The sequence below is a fragment of the Gordonia sp. ALPHA1B1 genome, from assembly GCF_005502615.1.
Classification (GTDB): Bacteria; Actinomycetota; Actinomycetes; order Mycobacteriales; family Mycobacteriaceae; genus Gordonia; species Gordonia hongkongensis.
This window is the reverse complement of sequence record NZ_SCOC01000005.1, coordinates 161088-179100: the sequence shown is the minus strand read 5'-3', so window position 1 is coordinate 179100 and position 18013 is coordinate 161088. Positions and strand designations below refer to the sequence as shown.

Sequence of the window (18013 nt, the reverse complement as noted above, 5' to 3'; positions counted from 1 at the left end):
CACTGATTCCTGAGGACCGGAGTGGCGGAGCCACTGATTCCTGAGGACCGGAGTGGCGGAGCCACTGATTCCTGAGGACACTGGACAGCGTTGACCGGCGGCTCGTCAGGGTGGCCGGAGGAAGGAACATCATGACCGACAACAGCGGCTCCGGCGGACCGTTCAATTTCGGCCCCGAGGACTTCGACCGATTTGCGCGCGAGGCCGGTGACGGACTGCGTGACGTGTTCGGCAAGCTCTTCGAGGGGCAGGCCGGACCGGCAGCCTTCTCGATGTTCTTCGACGAGGCCGCCCGCGGCCGCACTCGCACCAAGCCCCGTGAGGAGACCACCGGTGAGGCCGGCTCGGGTGTCTGGGCGGTGTTCGTCGTCGACGACGACGGCGGTGCCCGCGTCGAGCAGGTCTACGCCACCGAACTCGAGGCCCTACGCGCCAACAAGACCAACACCGATCCGCGACGCAACGTGCGGTTCCTGCCGTACGGCATCGCGGTGAGTGCGTTGGACACGACGATCGGGGACAGCGGCGACGACGCCGCGCCCACGCCGTAGACAGCGGCAGACGCAACAAGGCCGGCGAGTCCTGGAAAGGACCCGCCGGCCTCGTCGTGTCGACGACTGCACGGCCTCACGGCACGTGCTGCGCCGGTGCCTGCGTCAGAGGTTGGCGCCGCACACCGGCCAGGCGCCGGGGCCCTGGGTGGCGAGCACGTTCTCCGCGACGCGGATCTGCTCCTCGCGGGAGGCGTCGGCCGGGTTACCGGTTCCGCCGTTGGCCTGCCAGGTGCTCATCGAGAACTGGAGGCCACCGTAGTAGCCGTTGCCGGTGTTGATGGCCCAGTTGCCGCCGCTCTCGCATTGAGCGACCGCGTCCCAGTTGCCGCCTGCTGCGTGCGCGGTGGACGCCAGCATCCCGAAGGGGGCGGCAGTCAGTGCGCCGACGATGGCGGCGCGGGCGACGAGCTTGGTCATGTGGGTCTTGGTCATTCGCATGGTCTTCGTTCCTCCTCACCACCCCGGGGTTGGCAGGGCGGTTGATCTCGGACCGTGGGCGACCATACGGGTTGGGTAACGGCTTGGTCACGTCAAGCCCGTGACCTGGGCGATTCGAATAACGCCGGGATAACGCTGTTAGCTTTACGGCGAATTCGCAGCGCATACCGCAATTCGGCGGGGGCTCGCCGTCGCCGATGTTCGGCCGCGTTCGATGACGAAGGTCACAGCGTGAATGTGTGGCCCGTCACGTCGGCCCCGGGCGTCGAGCTGGGGTCAGCGCGGAACGACAGCGATACGACCACCGCGGGACGGGGCATACGCCACCCCGCGCGAGAACCAGCGTTCGGACCTGGCGCTGGTCGGCATCAGTTCGAAGTCCGCCAGCAGTGTCCGCAGGGTCACGTCCATCTCCATGGTCGCGAATGCCGCCCCGATGCACCGCCTTGTGCCGCCGCCGAACGGCAGCCAGGCCGACGGAGGCTTGGTGCCCAGGAAACGGGTCGGGTCGAAGACCTCGGGCCGGGCGAATTCGCTGCTGTCGTCGTGGAGCAGGGCGATCGACACGAGGACGTTGTATCCCTTCGGGATCCGCCACTCGCCGAGGTCGAGATGGTCGGCGACGACGTGCCGGCCGGCGAAGTCGATGACGGGTCGGCTGCGCTGGACCTCCAGGATGGTGGCGTGGCGGTAGTCGGAGCCGCCGGCGTCCACCTCGGCCACCAGTTCGCGCACCACCTCGGGGTGCCGGCGCAAGCGCTCGAGCGCCCACGCGAGGGTCGTCGCCGTGGTCTCGTGTCCGGCGGCGAGCATCGTGGCCAGTTCCTCGGCGATCTCGTCGTCGGTCATCGGACTGCCGTCGTCGTAGGTGCTGCGCAGCATGATGGCAAGGATGTCGGTGCGCTCATCCAGGTGAGAGTCGTTGCGCGCCTTGGTGATCAGCCCGCCGACATAAGCTCGGTATTCGGCATTGCGTCGCGCGTACCGGTGATTGGGGTCGATCGGGCGGAGGAGGCGTGGGAGTGGCGGTACCGTCGCGGCGCGCGAACCGACGGTCACCATCGGTGGGATCATGTCGCGGAGTCGGTCCAGCTCGCTGCCCTCGGCGCCGAAAACCGCGCGGAGGATGACGTTCAGGGTGATGCGCATCATCGGTTCGATGGAGGCGAATTCGATCCCGGTGGGCCAGGACGCTGATTCGGCGCGAACCTCGTCGACCACCATCTGTTCGTACGACCGAATCGGCTTGCCGTGCAACGGCGGGGTGAGCAGTTTGCGCCGGGCGCGGTGTCGGGCGCCCTCCAGCGCGAACATCGATCCGGTGCCGAGTATGCGGCCGAGGTTGGGCTGGACGTTCTCGACCTGGTCGCCGGCGGTGAACAGCTCGCGCGCCATCGCGGCATCGGAGATGACGACGGAAGGGCCGAAGACGGGCAGGTTCACGGTGAAGGCCGAGCCGTGCCGGTCGTGGAGATATCGAAAGAAGTGTCGCCGCGACACGACCGCGCCGAGCCCCTGGATGGTGGACGGGATCGACGTGGTGGGCGGCAGCACCGCCTCACCGCTCAGGGTCGGAGTGTTCACGGGTGTGGGGTCCTCTCGCCGCAGCGGGTGGTACGTCTACGTACCACCCGACGGTACGCTCACGTACCGGTCGAGACAAGGGCCTATGCTCGAAGGCGTGACTGGATCGGGCCCGCTTGCTTCGCTCCCGGCGCCTGCTGGATCGGGCCCGCGCGCTTCGCTCCCGGCGCCCTGGTTGACCTCGCCGGCGGGCGCATCGAGCCGGGACCGGCTGCTCGCGGCGATGCTCGAGTGCATCGTCGAGGCGGGTTACCGCGACACCACGGTCGCCGACATCGTGCGGGTCGCGCGGACCTCGAGGCGGTCGTTCTACCAAGAGTTCGCCGACAAGCAGTCATGCTTTTTCGCGCTGCTGACGGTGACCAACGAGTTCATGATCGCCGAGATCGCGCGGCGCGTGGATGCGGAAGCCTCCATCGAAGAGCAGGTGCGACAAGCGGTGTCGTCATATGTTGCAGCGAGTGAGCGGTATCCGGGTCTCACGCTGAGCTGGATCCGCGAGTTGCCCGCGCTCGGCAGCGCCGCCCAGGCGGTCAAGGACGAGGCCCTGGAAGCGTGGATCGAACTCTTCGTCGGCCTCACCTCGACCCCGACGATGGCCGCGGCGGGGGTGGTGCCGATGGACCGTCAGCGCGCGATCTTCCTGTGGGGTGGCTTCCGGGAGCTGACCGCCGGTGCCGTCGAATCCGGCGCCCCGCTCGCATCGATCATCGAGCCGGCGACCGCGGCGTCCCTCGCGCTGGTGACGCCGCGGCCGGTGTGAGGCAGACCCTTCGTGACGGCCCTCCGCAAGCTCCGGGCCTCCTCAGGGAGCGGGGACCGGGCTCAGTGCCACGAACCGCGTTGGTACTGCGGCGGATACGGCGCCTCGCGCTTGTCGATGCCCAGCTCGTGTGCGGCGCGCAGCGGCCACGACGGCTCCCGCAGCGCGACGCGTCCGAAGAAGACGGCGGTGATGTCGTCGTCGCCGGCGACCTTCTCGGCCTGATCGGGTTCGGTGATGAGGCCGACGGCGGCGGTGGGCACACCCGACTGGCGGTGGATCGACCGGGCGAGGTCGACCTGGTAGCCGGGTCCGACGGGGATGTCGGCGAGGACGTTGCCACCCGAGGAGACGTCCACGAGGTCGACACCGCGGCCGGCGAGGAGGGCGGCGAGACGGGCGGAGTCGTCCACGTCCCACCCACCCTCGGTCCATTCGGTGCCGGACACCCGGACGAACAGCGGCTTCGACGACGGCCACACCGCGCGGACCGCGTCCACGACCTCGAGGGTCAGCCTCGTACGTCCCTCGAAGTCGCCACCGTAGGCGTCGGTGCGCCGGTTCGAGAACGGGGAGAGGAACTGATGCAGCAGGTAGCCGTGCGCCGCGTGGATCTCGACGACGTCGAACCCGGCGTCGTCGGCGCGACGGGCGGCCTGTGCGAACGCGTCCACGACCTCGGCGATCTGCTCGGTCGTCATGGCGGTGGGGGCGGGCAGTCCCTCGAAGGCGACGTCGGACGGGCCGAATGTCGTCCAGCCGCCGTCGTCGAGCGGAATGGCGCCGGAGCGGTCGTCGAACGGTGCGTAGGTGGAGGCCTTGCGGCCGGCGTGGGCGAGCTGGGTGCCGATGACCGAGCCCTGCGAGTGGACGAAGTCGACGATGCGTCCCCAGGCCGCGGCCTGGTCGTCGTTCCACAGACCGGCGTCGTGTGCGCTGATCCGGCCTTCGGGCACCACGGCCGCCGCCTCGGTGAGGATCAGTCCGAAGCCGCCGGCAGCTCGGGAACCGAGATGCGTCAGGTGCCAGTCGGTGGGCACCCCGTCGCCGGCGAAGCAGCTGTACTGGCACATCGGGGCGAGCCAGATCCGGTTGGGGATCGCGACATCGCGGAGGGTGATCGGTTCGAAGAGCGCGGTACTGGTCACGACGAGACACAACGATCGATCCGACGTCGTATTCCCGCGGCACTGCATAGTGTCGGGGCATGACCGAACAAATCCTGCACGAGGCGGTGTCGACGGAGATCGCCGAACCACTCGGGGTGATCACGCTGGGGGACGCGCGGCGTCGTAACCCGTTGTCCACGAGCACGATGCGCGCCATCACCGTCGCGCTTCGGGACTTCGACGACGATCCGCGCGTGCGGGTCATCGTGATCCGGGCGCTCGGACCCGCGTTCTCCGCCGGGCACGACCTCGGTGAACTCGTCGACCGGACCCTCGACGACGAGCGGGCCGTCTTCGCGACGTGCACGGAACTGATGCGGACGGTCCACGAGGTGCGCCAGCCCGTCATCGCCGAAGTCGCCGGCATGGCGTTCGCGGCGGGGTGCCAATTGGTCGCGACATGTGATCTGGCGGTGGCGGGTCGCAGCGCGCGGTTCAGCACGCCGGGCGTCCGCATCGGGTTGTTCTGCTCGACTCCGATGGTCGCGCTGTCCCGCGCGATCGGACGCAAGCGCGCCATGCACATGCTGCTCACCGGCGAACCCATCGACGCCGGGACCGCCGCGGACTGGGGGCTGCTCAGCGGTGTCGTCGACGACGACGAGCTCGCGAACTCGGTGCGGGAACTGGCTCTGCACATCGCCGGGTCGAGCGCGCGGACCGTCTCGATCGGCAAGCAGGCGTTCTACCGGCAGGTCGAGCTCGACGAGTCGGCGGCGTATGACGAGATGGGTGAGACGATGGCGACCAATGCGATGACCTGCGATGCGCAGGAGGGCATGTCGGCATTCCTGCAGAAGCGGAAGCCGGTCTGGACCGACAGCTGAGTCAGGCCCGAACGCCGAATCGCCACCTCCGGAACCGGGAGGTGGCGATTCGACGATGCGGTCAGGCGTCGATCTGCGCGGTGGCGGTCGCGAAACGGGCGAGATGGGCGTCCGCGGTGCCGAATTCGTACTCGATGGCGGTGAGACGCTTGAAGTAGTGGCCGATGGCCAGCTCCTCGGTCATCCCCATCCCGCCGTGCAACTGCACCGCGTTCTGGCCGATGAACCGGGCGGCGCGACTGACGGTGGCCTTGGCAGCCGAGACCGCCGCCGCCCGTTCCGCCGGGGAGCCCTCGAGGGACAGGATCGCGAAATACTGTGCGGCGACCGACTGTTCGAGCTCGAGATGCATGTCGACCATGCGGTGCTGCAGCACCTGGAAGCTGCCGATCGGAACCCCGAACTGCTCGCGCTGCTTGGAGTACTCGACGGTGTCGGTGAACACCTTGCGCATCAGGCCGACCGCCTCGGAGACGACCGCGGCGGTCGCGGTGTCCCACGCCTTCTCGAGGATCTCGATGGCGTTTTCGTCGGCGATGAGCGCGTCGCCGGGCAGGCGCACGTCGGTGAAAGTGATGTCGGCGGCCTGGCGGTCGTCGATGGTGCGCAGCTTGTGCAGCTCGAGCCCCGTCGGCCCGCCGTCGGCGAGATCGATCAGGAACAGGGAGACGCCGGCGGGATCGTGGGGTTCGCCTGCGGTGCGGGCGCTGACGATCAGGTAGTCGGCGAGCGGCGCCGTGGTGACGACGGCTTTGGTGCCGTTGAGCACCCACTCGTCGCCGTCCCGGTCGGCGGAGGTCTCGATGCGGGAGAGGACCCCGCCCGAGCCGTCCTCGAGCGCGGCGAGTGCGCTGAGCGCCTCGCCCTCGGCGATGCGACCGGCGGCCTCGAGGGCGACCGGGTTGCCGGTCGCGTGCAGCAGGCCCGCACCGAGCACGACCGTGTCGACGAACGGCTCGACCACGAGGGCGTGCCCGAGTGCTTCGGTGACGACCATCAGCTCTTCGGGGCCGCCGCCGAATCCGCCGATGTCCTCCGGCAGACAGGCGCCGACGACCCCGAGGTCCTCGACGAAGGCCTTCCAGATCTTCGGCTGCCAGCCCTCGCCGACCTTCGCGGCGTCGCGGCTGACCTGCAGGTCGTACCGCGCGTCGAGGAACTTGTCGAGACCGTCGGACAGCAGTTGCTGTTCGGGTGTGAGTGTGAAGTCCATTGGTTATCTCCTGTGACCCGTCAGAGACCCAGAGCCGCTTTGGCGAGGATGTTTCGTTGAATTTCGTTGCTGCCGGCGTAGATCGAGCCCGCGCGGTCGTTGAAGTAGTGCAGCGGCGCGACGGCCTGCCACGGTTCGCCGCTGACGTAGCCGTCGGTGGGCGGGGTGTACTGGAAGATGGGTCCGCCCGGCTTGGTGGCGTGCGGCTGGAAGACGCGTCCGTGCGGGCCCGCGGCCTCCAGGCTGAGGGTCGTGATCTCCTGGCTCAGTTCGGTACCGAGGATCTTCAGCATCGACGCGATGGAACCGGGGTCCTTGCCCGAACTCATCGCGGCGAGCGCGCGGTACTCGAGGACCTCGAGGATCTTCGCGCGCACCTGCAGGTCGGTGAGCTTGGCCGCGAAGGCCGGATCCTCCGACAGCGGGCCGCCGTTCGGCGCCGTCACCGACGCCGCGTCCCGGCCGAGCTGCTCGGCCATGACCTGCAGCGCCGGGGCGGCCGCGCCGCCGCCACGCTCGAAGACGAGCAGGTACTTCGCGACGGTCCACCCGTCGTCGATCTTGCCGAGGACGTTCTTCTTGGGCACGCGCACGCCGTCGAAGAAGACCTGCGCCTGCACCTGCTCGCCGGACGCGAACACGAGGTTCTGCACCTCGATGCCCGGCGAGTTCATGTCGATGAGCACGAACGTGATGCCCTGCTGCTTGCGTTCCTGGCGCGAGGTCCGCACGAGGCAGAAGATCCAGTTCGCCTCGGAGGCGTGGGTGGTCCAGATCTTGGAACCGGTGACGACGAGGTCGTCGCCGTCGTCGACCGCGGCCATCGACAGCGACGCGAGGTCGGAGCCGGACTCCGGCTCGGAGTAGCCCTGGCAGAAGAAGACGCTGCCGTCGAGGATGCCCGGCAGGAAGAAGTTCTTCTGCTCGTCGGTGCCGAACGCCATGATCGCGTGCGACACCATGCGGATGCCCATCGGCGACAGCGACGGCGCGCCGGCGAGGATCGACTCACGGCTGAAGATGTAGTGCTGGGATTGCGACCAGTCGCATCCGCCGTACTGCACCGGCCACGCGGGAGCGGCCCAGCCACGCTCGTGCAGGATCGCCTGCCACTCCATCGAGGCCTCGTGGTCGGAGTAGACGCTGGTGCGCAGCGTGCCCGCCGCGCGTAGGTCGGGGGTCAGTTTCTCGTCGAGGAACGCGCGGACCTCGTCGCGAAACGCAGCGTCGTCCGGAGACCAGTTCATGTCCATGAGCGGTGCGCAACCTATCTGTAAACGGTTGTGGTCAGATTGGGGTCGAAAGGGAATCTACCCAATGATCGGCGCGGTGCGTAGCCCGCCTCACGTTTCCGGTTCCAGTGTGACGCCCGGGGCCGATCCGGGTGGCGGATCCTCACCCTTCGTGCCCGTGGTCTTCGCGGGTTCTCTCGTGTCGTCGTCGGATGTCCCCGCCTCGGTCGGGTCCGGGCTCTTCGGCTGCCCGCCCGACGACAGCAGCACGTCTGCCCAGCGGGTGGCGGGGTCGATGTCGATGAGCAAGGCCTTGGCGAGCAGGGTCAGCGGCACCGCGAGGATCGCGCCCAGCGGCCCGATCGCCCAGGCCCAGAAGAGCAGGGACAGGAAGGTCAGGGTGGTCGACAATCCGACCGCGTCGCCGACGAATTTCGGTTGGATGACCGACTGGATGATGACGTTGATCGCGCTGTAGACGACGATGACGACGATCATCTTCGTGGGCCCCCCGACGAGCAGTCCGAGCAGCGCGGGTGGGACCAGACCGATGATGAAGCCGACGTTCGGGATGTAGTTGGTGATGAACGACAGCAGGCCCCAGAGGATGGGGAGCGGGATGGACAGCAACGCGAGGGCCACGCTGTCGAGCACGGCGACGATCAGGCCGAAGACCGTCGACACCCACAGATAGCTGCGCGTCCCCTGCGAGAACGAACGGAAGGCCGATGCGATGTCGGGGCGCATCCGGTCCAGGATGTTCATCCGGTCGTCGAAGCCGACCGAGTCCGCGGCCATGAACAGTAGCAGGGCGAGGACGAGCACGAGCGCCGAGGCCACGCTGAACGTGCTGCTCAGCACGTCGGTCACGGCACCTACGACCTTGCTGGTGTCGACATGGGAGATCATGTCCTGCACCTTGTCGTGGCTGACGCCGTGGCTGGTGAGGAAGTTCTGGAAGCCGGTGACGAGGTCGTCGAACTTGTCGTCGTACTGCGGCAGGATCGATGCCAGGCGCGCGACGGAGAACACCAGCGCCGCGAACAGCCCGATGAGGATTCCGTAGACGAGGAGCACCGTCGTCACGAAGGCGGCCCACCGCGGGAAGCCCTTCTTGCGCAACCAGTTCGGGACCGGCTGGACGGCGACGGTGAGCATCAGCGCGAGAAAGACCGGACCGACCAGCGACGCCACCGATTTGATGCCGCCGATGGCGACGACGAGGCCGGCGATCGTGAGGAGCACGATGGTGCCCCGCGGCAGTGTCCAGTCGGGGGGATCGACCCGGTACGACGGTGGTGGGGGTGTGCGTTTGGAGGACTTGGTTCCGCGTGCCTCACTGCTACCGGACATGGTGTGCCGCCTTTCTGGACACGACAGGAACGTCGAAACAGCGGCCACCCCACACTCGAGCGCGCGGAGTGGCCGCCGTCAAGTGTTCAGCATCCGGCGACCATCCGCGCGTTTTCGGTGACTAGTGGCCCTTCCAGTTCGGCTGCCGCTTCATCACGAACGCCATGATCCCTTCGAGGGTGTCGCCGCTGATCACGAGCGAGTCGAGAACCGAGGTGCTGGCGTGGACGGCGTCGACGGTGTCGGTGATGGCGTCGGACTGCTCCATGGTGGCGATCGACGCCCGTACCGACGTCGGAGAGGCGGCCAGGATCTCCTCGGCCACGCCGCGTGCGGTCTCGAGAACCTTTCCGGCCGGGGCGATCCGGCTCACCAGTCCGGCGGCCGCGGCCTCGGCGGCCGAGATCCGACGCCCGGTCAGGATCATGTCGCGTGCGAGCGCGGGCGGGATCATCCGCGGCAGGCGGACCAGGCCGCCCGCGGCGGCCGCCAAACCCACCTTCACCTCGGGCAGTCCGAACGACGCGTCCTCGTCGGCCACCACGATGTGACAGGCCATCGCGATCTCGCAGCCGCCGCCGAGCGCGAACCCGTTGACCGCCGCGATCACCGGCTTGGGCAGGCTGCGCCGCGAGGTGAGTCCGGCGAACCCGTTCTTCGGCACCGACAGGGCGGCCGGGCCGGCGGTCGCGGCGAGGTCGTTGCCCGCCGAGAAGGCCTTGTCGCCCTTGCCCGTCAGGATCGCCACCCACAGGTCGGGATCGGCGAAGTAGGCCTCGAAGATCGAGTCGAGTTCGGCGTTCGCGGCGGGGTTCAACGCGTTGCGCGCGTCGGGCCGGTTGATGGTCACCTCGAGCAGCCGACCGTCGCGACGGATCTCGACGTGCTCGTAGGAGTCGCGGAACGCCGGCGCGACGACCGGATGCCGGGAGTTCATGGCCGCGGAGGTCAGGGCCACCCGATTGCCTTTGTCGAAAGACCGCACGACGATCGGCGTGCCGACGGGGTCCTCGGCGGTGAGGAGGAGGTCGAAGAGTTCGTCGTCGTCGGAATCGAGATTGGCCACGAAGCGGGCGCCGAGTCCCTCCGGAACGGTCGGATCGACCAGCCGGCCGATCACCACACCGGTGCGGCGGCCGTTCTTCTGCGGGATGACCGTGTAGGTCTCGACGACCGCGGCGCCGTCGGCGTCGGCGATCGTGGGAACGGTCGGTACCGCGTCGAGCTCGGCCTGGACCGGACCGCTGGTGTCCGGACGCCACGGTGCCGGCGTCGTCGAATAGACACCCGCGGCATGCTTGCTCAGCACACCGCCGTTGGCGACGACGAGACCGTAGTCACCCGGCGATCGCCGGACGCGGGTGACGACTTCGGCGATCGCGTGGAGCGAGTAGTTGTTGCCCGGCCCGCCGAAGAACGGCAGGCCACCCGTCACGGTCAGCCCGCGCGGATCGTCGGGCGACATGCCGATCCCGTCGAGGACGTTGAACACCGCGATCGGGAAGCAGCTGTAGATGTCGACCACGGAGATGTCGTCGAGCCCGATCCCGGCGACCTGCAGCGCATGCCGCACCGCCGCGGGAGCCGCAGGAGCGGAGGACAATTCGGGGCGAGCCAGGACCGGGCGTTCCACCGTCGACGAATGACCGTGCAGGAACACCCATTTCGCGGGGTCGATGCCGGCGGCCTGCGCGGCCCGCACCGACATCACGACCACGGCTGCGGCCTGGTTGACCTGATCGCGCGCCACGATGTACCGGGTGAACGGATCGGACACGATCCGGTTCTCGGGGGTGACGGTGACGAGTTCGTCGGCGGTGCGCGCCGTCGGGGCGGCCGAGTGCGGGCTGGCGGCGGCGACCTCGGTGAACGGCGCGAACAACTCACCCATCGTGGCGATGTAGGGGTCGCGGCCCAGGCCGGAGGCGTGGCGGCGGGCGTTCTCCAGCAGGGCGTACTGCGGCAACACCGACGCGAGGCCGTGCCGCATCTCGGCGACCGAGATGATGCCCTTGAGCCCGAAGCCGCGGTCCTCGAGCTGACCGCCGACCTCCTCGGCGAAGTTCGGGCGCTGATTCTCCGGCTGGGACATGAGGTGGCGGACCGTCGACATCACCTCGGCGCCGAACACCACGGCCCCCTCGGAGTCGCCGGCGGCGATGGCCGCCGCGAGTTCGGTGAGCATCGTCTGCGGGGTCTGGCCGCCGGTCACGGCCTGCACGGCGCGGCGTGGGTCCACCCCGATCCGGTTGCCGACCGCGCGCGGCATGTTGTCCGGTCGGCCCAGCGGTGACGACGACAACGGGCTCGAGATCTCGAACGAGCGGATCGCGGCGATCGTGTCGATCGACCCGGCGACGTCGCTTCCGGCGTCGGCGAATGCGGCGGTCACCGCCCGGGCGGCGAGGTCGGCCTCGCCGAGCGCCTCGTATCCGGGATCGGTCAGGCGTTCCGATGCCTGGCCCACGCCGACGACGACGGGGGTGGTCGGATCGATATCAACGAGCGTTGTTGGCATACCAAACATTGACACATGGCGTGACCGGGGTCTCATCGGAGGTGGCCGACGAGCGTCGGAGCGTCAGTGTGCGGTGCACGCGCCCGGAACGTCAGCGTTGCGGTCAGCGCGGTTGCAACCGTGGTCGGCCGGTGCCGAGCCGACCAGACTGTCGCCGACCAGTCTGCGATCGAAAGGACCCCCGATGACGTCCACTGTGCCGTCCACCGAGCAAACCAACCGGCCCGCCACCGGAACGACGGACGAGCGTCTCGACGAGGTGTTCGCACCGATCTTCGCCCGGATCGCCGAAGGCGCCGTGCAGCGCGAGGACGACCGTAGGCTTGCATACGACGAGGTCGCGTGGCTACGGAAGGCGAAGTTCGGCGCGTTGCGCGTGCCGGTGGAATTCGGCGGTCATGGCGCGTCGATCCGTCAGCTGTTCCGGTTGCTCATCGAGCTGGCCGCCGCGGAGTCCAATCTCCCGCAGGCCCTGCGGGTGCACTGGTCGTTCGTCGAGGACCAGCTCGCCGCCCTCCCGGACGAGGCTGCGCAGCAGTGGTTGCGCAAGGTCGGCGAGGGGACGCTGGTCGGCAACGCGATCACCGAACCCGGCGTCGGCGCCATCGACCGGTACCAGACGCGCCTCACCCCGGATCCGGCGAGTACCGACGGCAGCGGGTTCCGGCTCGACGGCACCAAGTACTACAGCACCGGCAGCCTCTACTCCGACCACATCCTCGTCGCCGCCGACCAAGACGGTGAGCGGGTCTCGGTACTCGTCGACGCCGACGCCGACGGCGTCACCCAGCACGACGACTGGGACGGCTTCGGTCAGCGCCTGACCGCCAGCGGCACCACCGAATTCGCCGACGTCGAGGTGCCGGCCGATCGTGTCCTCGGCCCGGGTTACGGCGGGGAGGGGCGCACCTACGCGACGTCGTATCTGCAACTCGTGCAGCTCTCGGTGCTCGCGGGTATCGCGGCACGCGCCACCGACGACGTCGTGGAGTGGGTGCGCAACCGCACGCGCACCTTCACGCACTCGACCGCCGACCTGCCGCGCCATGATCCGTTGGTGCAGCAGGTGATCGGCCGGTTGTCGGCGGCTGCCTACACCGCGCGCACGCTGGTCCTCGACATCGCCGACGAGCTCGACGAGCTCGCGCTCGCCGGCTGGGAGGACGCCGAACTCCTCGACCGCGTCGAGTTCGACGTCGCCCGTGCCCAGGCCGCCGTCATCCCCGCCGTGCTCGACGCGACCACTCAACTGTTCGAGGTCGGCGGCGCGTCGATCACCTCCGAGCGTCTGCGCCTGGATCGCCACTGGCGCAACGCCCGGGTGATCTCGGTGCACAACCCGCTCATCTTCAAGCTGCAGGCCGTCGGCGACCACGTGCTCAACGGCACCGACCTGCCGTACGCCTGGAGCGCCGGACAGAAGTAGCACGCCGTGCCGCTACGCTGGCGGCCATGCACCGGATGGCCGCGGCGGACGCGGTGTCGTACTGGATGTCGCAGCGCATCCCGAACGACGAGTTCCTGGTGTATTGCTTTGCCGCGCCGCGCAGTTCGATCGAGGACTGCGCGGCGCGACTCCGCTTCCGGGCGGCGCACGTCGACGATCTGTGCCTCCGGATACGAGATGTTCCTGACACCGCCGACCGCCCGTACTGGGAATCCGTCCGGCCCGCCGACGACCAGGTCCGCGTGGACGCGTCGAACCGCACGTGGTCGTCGTGCCTGACGGAGATCGCCGGGCTCATCGCCCAACCGCTCGATCCCACGCGGGAGCCGTGGCGGGCGCACCTCTTCGGCCCGGTCGCCGACGTCCCGGCGGCGACGGGTCCGGTGGTCGTCGTCGTGCTCCAGGTCTGTCACGCCCTGGGTGACGGGCGTCGGATGTCGCGGATCGCGCGCGACTGGTTCACGGCTCCCGCAACTCCACGACGACCGCTGCCCGAGGTGCGTTCACCCTTCCGCGAGCTGATGGTCGACGCCGGTACGGCGCTCGGCGGAGTGCTTCGATTTCCCGGCGAGTTCGTCACGACAGCGTGGCGAGGGGTTCGCGCGGCGCGGCTCGCCGCGGCATCCGTGCCGGGCACGGCGGGATATGCGCCGACTCGGTTGAACGTCCCGCCCGGACCGCGGCGGACCCTGCGTGTGCTGGTCGTCGCGCGTGATCAACTCGGCAGACCCGGAGTGCCGGTCACGGTCGCGGTTCTCACCGCGGTCTCGGTGGCGCTCCCGGAGTATCTGGGTGACCGGGATCGACGATCCGGCGCGGAGCTGACGGTCGGGCGCGGCGGAGAACGTCGAGCGCGCAATCACTTTCGCAATGCGGGGATTGACTTGCACATCGACATCGACGATCTGGGCGAGCGCGCACGACTCATCGGCGCCGAGATCGCCGCCGCACGCGCCGCCGAGGCGGAACCGCTGCGGGTCGCGCAGCGTCGGGCGTCGGAGTCGACACCGGCGATCCTGACCCGATGGGGGATCCGATCCTTCGATCTCGACACCCCGCCGGCGACGGTCGCCGGCGTCACCGTGGTCTCGTCGGTGAACCGCGGAGCCGCCGATCTCGACCTCGACGGCGGTGAGATCCTTTTCACCACAGGGTTTCCCGCGCTGTCGCCGGCTCAGGGATTGACTCACGGCGTACACGGGATCGGCGACCGGGTCGCGATCTCGGTGACCACGAGCCCGAATGTCATGAACGATGTGGACCGGTACGTGGAACTGCTCGCGCGAGCGCTGGGTGGCTGACTGCGCGCCGCGGCGGCCCCTCCGCTCCACTCCCTGAGCTGAGTTGCGAGAAGCGCAGCCGCCCCCTCTGCTCCCTCATCCCAAAGAACCACGAAACCGCTGGTCTGCGATGCCCTCCCTTTGCTCCCTGAGGTGCGAGGAGCGTTAGCGACGAGCCTCGAAGGGTGGCGACGTCATCTCACCAAGACCCTTCGTGACGGCCTCCGCAAGCTCGCTCCTCAGCCTGGATATTTCAGGGGTTTGTGAGGTTTGGGGCGTGTGAATACGCGAAAGTGCCTGTCTGCCAGTGGATTATTGAATCACCACAACACAATGATCCGGGCGCAGAGAGGCACTTCGCAAGTGAAGCATAACCGCTACCCACATCTGGTTGTCGATACCGACCGCAGCGAGTCACTGACCAGCTCCACCGGCGCAGTCCTGCTCCGCGAAACCATGCGCATCGCCGGTCTCGATACCGCCCTGACCACGGCACTGCAGCCGTGGACCACCACACGCACCGTGCATGATCCGGCCAAAATGCTGATGGACCTCGCGACCGCGGTCGCTGTGGGCGGCGATTGCGTGTCGGATCTGGCGGTCGTGCGCGCCCAACCGGCCCTGTTCGGTCTCGTCGCCTCGGATCCGACGGTATCTCGCCTGATCAGCACCCTCGCCGACGACTCCACCGCAGTGGTGGCCGCCATCCGCCAGGCCCGCGCACACTGCCGAAACAACGTGTGGGCGCGACGCCGACCACTCGAAGGACAACCGGGCAGCGTCGACGGCGGCCAAGTCATCATCGATCTCGACGCCACCACCGTGACCGCGCACTCGGACAAAGAACACGCCGAAATCAACTACAAACGCCAGTACGGCCACGCCCCGATGTGCGCGTTGGTCGATCACGGCCAGTACGGCACCGGGGAACCACTCATCTGCGACCTCCGCCGCGGCGGCGCCTCACCACAAGGCGCTGACCTGCACATCTCCACGCTGACCGCCGCGCTGGCTCAGTTGCCGGCCGGTGAACGCGGCCAGGTACTCGTGCGCACCGACGCCGCGGGATGTTCTAAAAAGTTCCTGGCCCACATCACCGACGCCGGGCTGCAGTACTCGATCGGCTACATCGTCTCCGACACCATCAAAACCGCGCTCGCCCGCCTTCCCGAACAGGCCTGGCAACCCGCGGTCGACGCCAACGGTCAACCCCGGCTTGACGCCCACGTCGCCGAACTCACCACCGCGATCCCCGCCCTCGCCGACAGTGACGCACCGTGGCCGGCCGGGATGCGTGTCATCGCCCGCCGCGAATACCCCCACTCCGGCGCCCAACTCCGCCTCACCGACATCGAGGGCCGCCGCTACACCGTGTTCGCCACCAACACCCGCGGCACCGGCTGGACACTACCCACACTCGAACTGCGCCACCGTCAACGCGCCCGCGCCGAGGACCGCATCCGCAACCTCAAAGACACCGGACTGGCCAACCTCCCGTTCCAGGCGTTCGCCAAGAACCAGATCTGGCTGGAAATAGCTTGTCTGGCAACAGAACTACTCGTGTGGACCCAAACCCTGTGCTGGGACCCCCACTCACCGATCCGCCGATGGGAACCCAAACAACTACGCCTACGCATCCTCGCCGTGGCCGGCCGCATCATCCGAACCGGACGCCGCCACCTCCTACGACTTCCCCGCAACTGGCCCCACCTTGAATCGCCCCGGGTTTGCTGGAGGCTCGGTTAGTTGGTTCCAGCGTTTGCGGGGACCGGGTTCTCACGGTAGCTGGTGACGGTGTGGGTCGACCAGTAGGCGCTCTCGTACTCGACGGGTGGGACGTGTCCGATCTCGCCGTGCAGGCGGCGGTGGTTGAACCATTCGACGTACTCAGCGACGGCGATCTCGACCTCGCCCACACCTGCCCAGCCGCCTCGCGGGCGCATCACGGGGTTACGGATGCATTCGGCTTTGAACAGCGAGTTGAACGCCTCAGCCATCGCGTTGTCGTATGAATCCCCTTTGGAGCCAACAGATGTCACCGCTTCGGCTTCGGCCAGTCGTTCGGTGTAGCGGATGGCTCGGTATTGCACTCCGCGGTCGGAGTGGTGGATCAGCCCGGCCACGTCGTGGCCGGCACGCGACCGTGCCCACAATCCCATGTTCAGGGCGTCGAGGGCGAGGTCGGTGTGCATGGTGGTCGAGACCTGCCAGCCGACGACCATCCGCGAGAACACGTCCAGGACGAACGCCGCGTACACCCAGCCTGAATCACCCTAGGTTCTGTGCCGCCTCCAATTGGGCTGGTCCTCGGGGCCGAGGCCAGCGTAGTGAAGCGTTTCGAGCTCGGTCGGGGGGATCTGGCCGATACTCGAGTGCAGTCTGCTGTTGTTGTACCAGTCGACCCAACCAGCGGTCGCGAACTCGACGTCGGAGACTGTCTTGTACGGACCGGAGTGGAAGATCGTGGTCCGGATGAATTCGGTCTTGTACAAGCCGTTCACCGACTCGGCCAGCGCGTTGTCGTAGGCGTCCCCGACCGTTCCGATCGACGCCGCGATGTCTTCGAGTCGCAGACGTTCAGTCAGTGTAACCGATGTGTACTGACTTCCCGCATCTGAATGGTGAATCAGCTCAGCAGCTTTCACCGGATGCCCTTCCCGCTTGCGCTGCCACAGCGCCATCCGAAGCGGGACCGTCACCAGCTCGACTGTCTTCGATGTCGATGCGTGCCACGCCACGATTCGACGGGAGAACACGTCGATGATGAACACCACGTACACCCACCCGGCCCATGTCCGGCAGTAGGTGAAATCGGTCACCCAGACCCGGTTGGGTTCGGCGGCACTGAACTGTCGGTTCAGCAGATCCTCCGCGCGTACACCGTCAGCGGAGCGGACGGTCGTGCGGACCCCTTTGGATCTTCGAATTCCGTTGTGGCCTAGCATTTTCATTGCTCGATCAACAGCGCCGTAGGACACCCCAGGCAGTGTTGTGCGGTGCAGATGGGCGCGCATCTTCACCCGCCCGTAGAGGCCCTCGGGAGTCATCTTCCGTCGGCCGTCGTCATCGGTGCGCCAGACGACATTGCGCACCGCATCGACGACGTGAGCGTCGGAGACGGTACGAGCAGCAGGCATTCGTGTTCGCCATGCCCGGTAGGTTCGTGCGGCAACCATGCAGCCCTGCTCACGCAGGACCCGGCAGATCGACTCGACCGCAAAACCGTTGCTGCGCATCTGATCTATGAACGCCACGATCATCGGTTGCGGGGGTCGAGTTCCCCCGCGAAGAAAGTTGTCGCCGCCTTCAGAATGGCAACGTCTTCTCGCAACTGCTTGTTCTCCGCCTTGAGACGCTTGATCTCGGCGGACTCCTTCGAGGTGGTCCCGGAGCGGGCGCCGGCATCGACCTGTGCCTGCACTGCCCACCCGCGTACCGTCTCTCCGCCGACACCGACCTGCTTAGCGATCGCTTCGGCAGCGGCAGTCAACGACGTGTACTCGCCGCCGTGGGCCTCCAGCAACCGCAGAGCCCTCGAACGGACCTCTGGATCGATCTTTTTAGGCATGAGCTCATCCTTCCTGACTCAGAAGGAAGCGGCATCAAACCAGGGGTGATTCACCCGGTCACCGCAG

At 67.9% G+C, this 18013-nt stretch carries 15 protein-coding genes; 6 read left to right on the top strand and 9 right to left on the bottom strand.

The annotated features are described in order from the left end of the window. The first annotated feature begins 131 nt into the window (after positions 1–131). Positions 132–551, top strand: coding sequence for a hypothetical protein (locus FFS52_RS05270; protein ID WP_058252499.1), 420 nt, complete (start codon positions 132–134; stop codon positions 549–551). 105 nt (positions 552–656) lie between these two features. Here the strand turns inward: FFS52_RS05270 and FFS52_RS05265 are convergent, their stop codons facing one another. Together FFS52_RS05265 and FFS52_RS05260 are read right to left on the bottom strand one after the other, a co-directional pair. Next, a complete protein-coding gene (locus tag FFS52_RS05265) occupies positions 657–992 on the bottom strand; it encodes a transglycosylase family protein (protein ID WP_058252500.1) in 336 nt (111 codons plus the stop codon). A gap of 276 nt (positions 993–1268) precedes the next feature. Next, positions 1269–2576 carry a cytochrome P450 gene (locus tag FFS52_RS05260; RefSeq protein ID WP_068970920.1) on the bottom strand — a complete coding sequence of 436 codons (1308 nt, stop codon included), beginning with the start codon at positions 2574–2576 and terminating at the stop codon, positions 1269–1271. A gap of 223 nt (positions 2577–2799) precedes the next feature. Between FFS52_RS05260 and FFS52_RS05255 the strand changes: the two genes are divergently transcribed. Further along, complete coding sequence (locus tag FFS52_RS05255) at positions 2800–3339, top strand: TetR/AcrR family transcriptional regulator (protein ID WP_065631083.1); 540 nt, start codon at positions 2800–2802, stop codon at positions 3337–3339. Between the two features lie 62 nt (positions 3340–3401). Here FFS52_RS05255 and FFS52_RS05250 read toward each other — a convergent pair whose 3' ends face one another. Continuing rightward, positions 3402–4487 (bottom strand): NADH:flavin oxidoreductase/NADH oxidase, encoded by a 1086-nt coding sequence (locus FFS52_RS05250; protein ID WP_137809053.1) that lies wholly within the window; start codon positions 4485–4487, stop codon positions 3402–3404. A gap of 59 nt (positions 4488–4546) precedes the next feature. On the opposite strand from FFS52_RS05250, the gene FFS52_RS05245 reads away from it, so the two are divergent. Continuing rightward, complete coding sequence (locus FFS52_RS05245; RefSeq protein ID WP_058252503.1) at positions 4547–5335, top strand: enoyl-CoA hydratase; 789 nt, start codon at positions 4547–4549, stop codon at positions 5333–5335. Between the two features lie 61 nt (positions 5336–5396). On the opposite strand, the gene FFS52_RS05240 is transcribed toward FFS52_RS05245, so the two are convergent. The 4 genes from FFS52_RS05240 to FFS52_RS05225 all read right to left on the bottom strand — a co-directional run bounded on the left by FFS52_RS05240 (position 5397) and on the right by FFS52_RS05225 (position 11651). Further along, a complete protein-coding gene (locus FFS52_RS05240) occupies positions 5397–6548 on the bottom strand; it encodes an acyl-CoA dehydrogenase family protein (RefSeq protein ID WP_058252504.1) in 1152 nt (383 codons plus the stop codon). Between the two features lie 20 nt (positions 6549–6568). Further along, on the bottom strand, positions 6569–7801 hold the full coding sequence (locus tag FFS52_RS05235) for an acyl-CoA dehydrogenase family protein (protein ID WP_004022519.1): 1233 nt from the start codon (positions 7799–7801) through the stop codon (positions 6569–6571). Positions 7802–7891: 90 nt separating this feature from the next. Beyond that, a complete protein-coding gene (locus FFS52_RS05230; RefSeq protein WP_058252505.1) occupies positions 7892–9133 on the bottom strand; it encodes an AI-2E family transporter in 1242 nt (413 codons plus the stop codon). Between the two features lie 121 nt (positions 9134–9254). Further along, positions 9255–11651 carry an acetyl-CoA acetyltransferase gene (locus FFS52_RS05225; RefSeq protein ID WP_137809052.1) on the bottom strand — a complete coding sequence of 799 codons (2397 nt, stop codon included), beginning with the start codon at positions 11649–11651 and terminating at the stop codon, positions 9255–9257. A 184-nt stretch (positions 11652–11835) separates the two neighbouring features. Here FFS52_RS05225 and FFS52_RS05220 point away from each other — a divergent pair, with 184 nt between their 5' ends. The 3 genes from FFS52_RS05220 (at position 11836) to FFS52_RS05210 (ending at position 16124) form a co-directional block, all read left to right on the top strand. Next, positions 11836–13077, top strand: a complete 1242-nt coding sequence (locus FFS52_RS05220; protein WP_068970007.1) for an acyl-CoA dehydrogenase family protein — start codon at positions 11836–11838, stop codon at positions 13075–13077. A 26-nt stretch (positions 13078–13103) separates the two neighbouring features. Beyond that, entirely contained in the window at positions 13104–14399 is a 1296-nt protein-coding gene (locus tag FFS52_RS05215; RefSeq protein ID WP_137809051.1) for a WS/DGAT domain-containing protein, read from the top strand. Positions 14400–14741: 342 nt separating this feature from the next. Then, complete coding sequence (locus tag FFS52_RS05210; protein WP_249356495.1) at positions 14742–16124, top strand: IS1380 family transposase; 1383 nt, start codon at positions 14742–14744, stop codon at positions 16122–16124. Here the strand turns inward: FFS52_RS05210 and FFS52_RS05205 are convergent. After that, positions 16121–16636, bottom strand: a complete 516-nt coding sequence (locus FFS52_RS05205) for a DDE-type integrase/transposase/recombinase (RefSeq protein ID WP_137809050.1) — start codon at positions 16634–16636, stop codon at positions 16121–16123. The two genes, FFS52_RS05210 and FFS52_RS05205, sit on opposite strands and share 4 nt — an antisense overlap. Before the next feature lie 15 nt (positions 16637–16651). After that, positions 16652–17946, bottom strand: a protein-coding gene (locus FFS52_RS05200; RefSeq protein WP_137809049.1) for an IS3 family transposase whose coding sequence is annotated in 2 segments (ribosomal slippage) — positions 16652–17673 and positions 17673–17946 — 1296 coding nt in all. Because the reading frame shifts where the segments join, the coding sequence is not laid out codon by codon here. Positions 17947–18013: the final 67 nt, after the last annotated feature.

Coding starts and splice junctions, on each gene's coding strand:
- FFS52_RS05270 (WP_058252499.1), top strand. CDS start 132: ATGACCGACAACAGCGGCTCCGGCGGACCGTTCAATTTCGGCCCCGAG.
- FFS52_RS05265 (WP_058252500.1), bottom strand. CDS start 992: ATGCGAATGACCAAGACCCACATGACCAAGCTCGTCGCCCGCGCCGCC.
- FFS52_RS05255 (WP_065631083.1), top strand. CDS start 2,800: ATGCTCGAGTGCATCGTCGAGGCGGGTTACCGCGACACCACGGTCGCC.
- FFS52_RS05245 (WP_058252503.1), top strand. CDS start 4,547: ATGACCGAACAAATCCTGCACGAGGCGGTGTCGACGGAGATCGCCGAA.
- FFS52_RS05240 (WP_058252504.1), bottom strand. CDS start 6,548: ATGGACTTCACACTCACACCCGAACAGCAACTGCTGTCCGACGGTCTC.
- FFS52_RS05235 (WP_004022519.1), bottom strand. CDS start 7,801: ATGGACATGAACTGGTCTCCGGACGACGCTGCGTTTCGCGACGAGGTC.
- FFS52_RS05230 (WP_058252505.1), bottom strand. CDS start 9,133: ATGTCCGGTAGCAGTGAGGCACGCGGAACCAAGTCCTCCAAACGCACA.
- FFS52_RS05225 (WP_137809052.1), bottom strand. CDS start 11,651: ATGCCAACAACGCTCGTTGATATCGATCCGACCACCCCCGTCGTCGTC.
- FFS52_RS05220 (WP_068970007.1), top strand. CDS start 11,836: ATGACGTCCACTGTGCCGTCCACCGAGCAAACCAACCGGCCCGCCACC.
- FFS52_RS05215 (WP_137809051.1), top strand. CDS start 13,104: ATGCACCGGATGGCCGCGGCGGACGCGGTGTCGTACTGGATGTCGCAG.